Origin of the sequence: Pseudomonas sp. Irchel s3h14, from assembly GCF_900187425.1 — a bacterium.
GTDB lineage: Bacteria > Pseudomonadota > Gammaproteobacteria > Pseudomonadales > Pseudomonadaceae > Aquipseudomonas.
On sequence record NZ_FYDJ01000043.1, the window covers coordinates 1 to 3,385 of the forward strand.

Consider the following 3,385-nt stretch of genomic DNA (forward strand, 5'->3'; position numbering starts at 1 on the left):
AAAACAAAACCCCTACCTGCATACGCAGATAGGGGTTTCGGAATTTAATCTTGACGATGACCTACTCTCACATGGGGAAACCCCACACTACCATCGGCGATGCATCGTTTCACTGCTGAGTTCGGGATGGGATCAGGTGGTTCCAATGCTCTATGGTCGTCAAGAAATTCGGTAGCCAGGTCGTGGGCCTTTTCAGGTTCACGCTCCAGCGAATGGGTATGCGATAGTTGGGTGTTTTGTGAGTATCTCGAACTTTCGGTTCGTTTCGTCTTCACACACCGCAATCTGGCCTTTCGACGCAAATTGCTTGGGTGTTATATGGTCAAGCCTCACGGGCAATTAGTATTGGTTAGCTCAACGCCTCACAGCGCTTACACACCCAACCTATCAACGTCGTAGTCTTCGACGGCCCTTCAGGGGACTCAAGGTCCCAGTGAGATCTCATCTTGAGGCTAGTTTCCCGCTTAGATGCTTTCAGCGGTTATCTATTCCGAACATAGCTACCCGGCAATGCCACTGGCGTGACAACCGGAACACCAGAGGTTCGTCCACTCCGGTCCTCTCGTACTAGGAGCAGCCCCTCTCAAATCTCAAACGTCCACGGCAGATAGGGACCGAACTGTCTCACGACGTTCTAAACCCAGCTCGCGTACCACTTTAAATGGCGAACAGCCATACCCTTGGGACCGGCTTCAGCCCCAGGATGTGATGAGCCGACATCGAGGTGCCAAACACCGCCGTCGATATGAACTCTTGGGCGGTATCAGCCTGTTATCCCCGGAGTACCTTTTATCCGTTGAGCGATGGCCCTTCCATACAGAACCACCGGATCACTAAGACCTACTTTCGTACCTGCTCGACGTGTCTGTCTCGCAGTCAAGCGCGCTTTTGCCTTTATACTCTACGACCGATTTCCGACCGGTCTGAGCGCACCTTCGTACTCCTCCGTTACTCTTTAGGAGGAGACCGCCCCAGTCAAACTACCCACCATACACTGTCCTCGATCCGGATAACGGACCTGAGTTAGAACCTCAAAGTTGCCAGGGTGGTATTTCAAGGTTGGCTCCACGCGAACTGGCGTCCACGCTTCAAAGCCTCCCACCTATCCTACACAAGCAAATTCAAAGTCCAGTGCAAAGCTATAGTAAAGGTTCACGGGGTCTTTCCGTCTAGCCGCGGATACACTGCATCTTCACAGCGATTTCAATTTCACTGAGTCTCGGGTGGAGACAGCGCCGCCATCGTTACGCCATTCGTGCAGGTCGGAACTTACCCGACAAGGAATTTCGCTACCTTAGGACCGTTATAGTTACGGCCGCCGTTTACCGGGGCTTCGATCAAGAGCTTCGCGTTAGCTAACCCCATCAATTAACCTTCCGGCACCGGGCAGGCGTCACACCCTATACGTCCACTTTCGTGTTTGCAGAGTGCTGTGTTTTTAATAAACAGTCGCAGCGGCCTGGTATCTTCGACCGGCATGGGCTTACGCAGTAAATGCTTCACCCTCACCGGCGCACCTTCTCCCGAAGTTACGGTGCCATTTTGCCTAGTTCCTTCACCCGAGTTCTCTCAAGCGCCTTGGTATTCTCTACCCAACCACCTGTGTCGGTTTGGGGTACGGTTCCTGGTTACCTGAAGCTTAGAAGCTTTTCTTGGAAGCATGGCATCAACCACTTCGTCACCCAAAGGGTAACTCGTCATCAGCTCTCGGCCTTAGAATCCCGGATTTACCTAAGATTCCAGCCTACCACCTTAAACTTGGACAACCAACGCCAAGCTGGCCTAGCCTTCTCCGTCCCTCCATCGCAATAACCAGAAGTACAGGAATATTAACCTGTTTTCCATCGACTACGCTTTTCAGCCTCGCCTTAGGGACCGACTAACCCTGCGTCGATTAACGTTGCGCAGGAAACCTTGGTCTTTCGGCGTGGGTGTTTTTCACACCCATTGTCGTTACTCATGTCAGCATTCGCACTTCTGATACCTCCAGCAAGCTTCTCAACTCACCTTCACAGGCTTACAGAACGCTCCTCTACCGCATCACCTAAGTGATACCCGTAGCTTCGGTGTATGGTTTGAGCCCCGTTACATCTTCCGCGCAGGCCGACTCGACTAGTGAGCTATTACGCTTTCTTTAAAGGGTGGCTGCTTCTAAGCCAACCTCCTAGCTGTCTAAGCCTTCCCACATCGTTTCCCACTTAACCATAACTTTGGGACCTTAGCTGACGGTCTGGGTTGTTTCCCTTTTCACGACGGACGTTAGCACCCGCCGTGTGTCTCCCATGCTCGGCACTTGTAGGTATTCGGAGTTTGCATCGGTTTGGTAAGTCGGGATGACCCCCTAGCCGAAACAGTGCTCTACCCCCTACAGTGATACATGAGGCGCTACCTAAATAGCTTTCGAGGAGAACCAGCTATCTCCGAGCTTGATTAGCCTTTCACTCCGATCCACAGGTCATCCGCTAACTTTTCAACGGTAGTCGGTTCGGTCCTCCAGTTAGTGTTACCCAACCTTCAACCTGCCCATGGATAGATCGCCCGGTTTCGGGTCTATTCCCAGCGACTAGACGCCCTATTAAGACTCGCTTTCGCTACGCCTCCCCTATTCGGTTAAGCTCGCCACTGAAAATAAGTCGCTGACCCATTATACAAAAGGTACGCAGTCACCCAACAAAGTGGGCTCCCACTGCTTGTACGCATACGGTTTCAGGATCTATTTCACTCCCCTCTCCGGGGTTCTTTTCGCCTTTCCCTCACGGTACTAGTTCACTATCGGTCAGTCAGTAGTATTTAGCCTTGGAGGATGGTCCCCCCATATTCAGACAAAGTTTCTCGTGCTCCGTCCTACTCGATTTCATGACTAAGAGATTTTCGCGTACAGGGCTATCACCCACTATGGCCGCACTTTCCAGAGCGTTCCGCTAATCTCAAAGCCACTTAAGGGCTAGTCCCCGTTCGCTCGCCACTACTAAGGGAATCTCGGTTGATTTCTTTTCCTCAGGGTACTTAGATGTTTCAGTTCCCCTGGTTCGCCTCTTAAGCCTATGTATTCAGCTTAAGATAACCATCTTATGATGGCTGGGTTCCCCCATTCAGACATCTCCGGATCAAAGTCTGTTTGCCGACTCCCCGAAGCTTTTCGCAGGCTACCACGTCTTTCATCGCCTCTGACTGCCAAGGCATCCACCGTATGCGCTTCTTCACTTGACCATATAACCCCAAGCAATCTGGTTATACTGTGAAGACGACATTCGCCGAAAATTCGATAATACTCAATTAAGAGCAACTCACAAATTTTACCTTAGCCTGATCCGTTACCAGTGAAAGTAACGTCCAGTCTATCTTTCTATCACATACCCAAATTTTTAAAGAACGATCTAATCAA

2 rRNA genes are annotated in these 3,385 nt (G+C 51.0%); both read right to left on the reverse strand.

Annotated features, from left to right (window positions below):
• Positions 1-48: 48 nt before the first annotated feature.
• A 5S ribosomal RNA gene (rrf, locus tag CKW16_RS31475) occupies positions 49-164 on the reverse strand.
• A 154-nt stretch (positions 165-318) separates the two neighbouring features.
• Positions 319-3,210: ribosomal RNA gene (locus tag CKW16_RS31480) — 23S ribosomal RNA — on the reverse strand.
• Between the last annotated feature and the right edge of the window lie 175 nt (positions 3,211-3,385).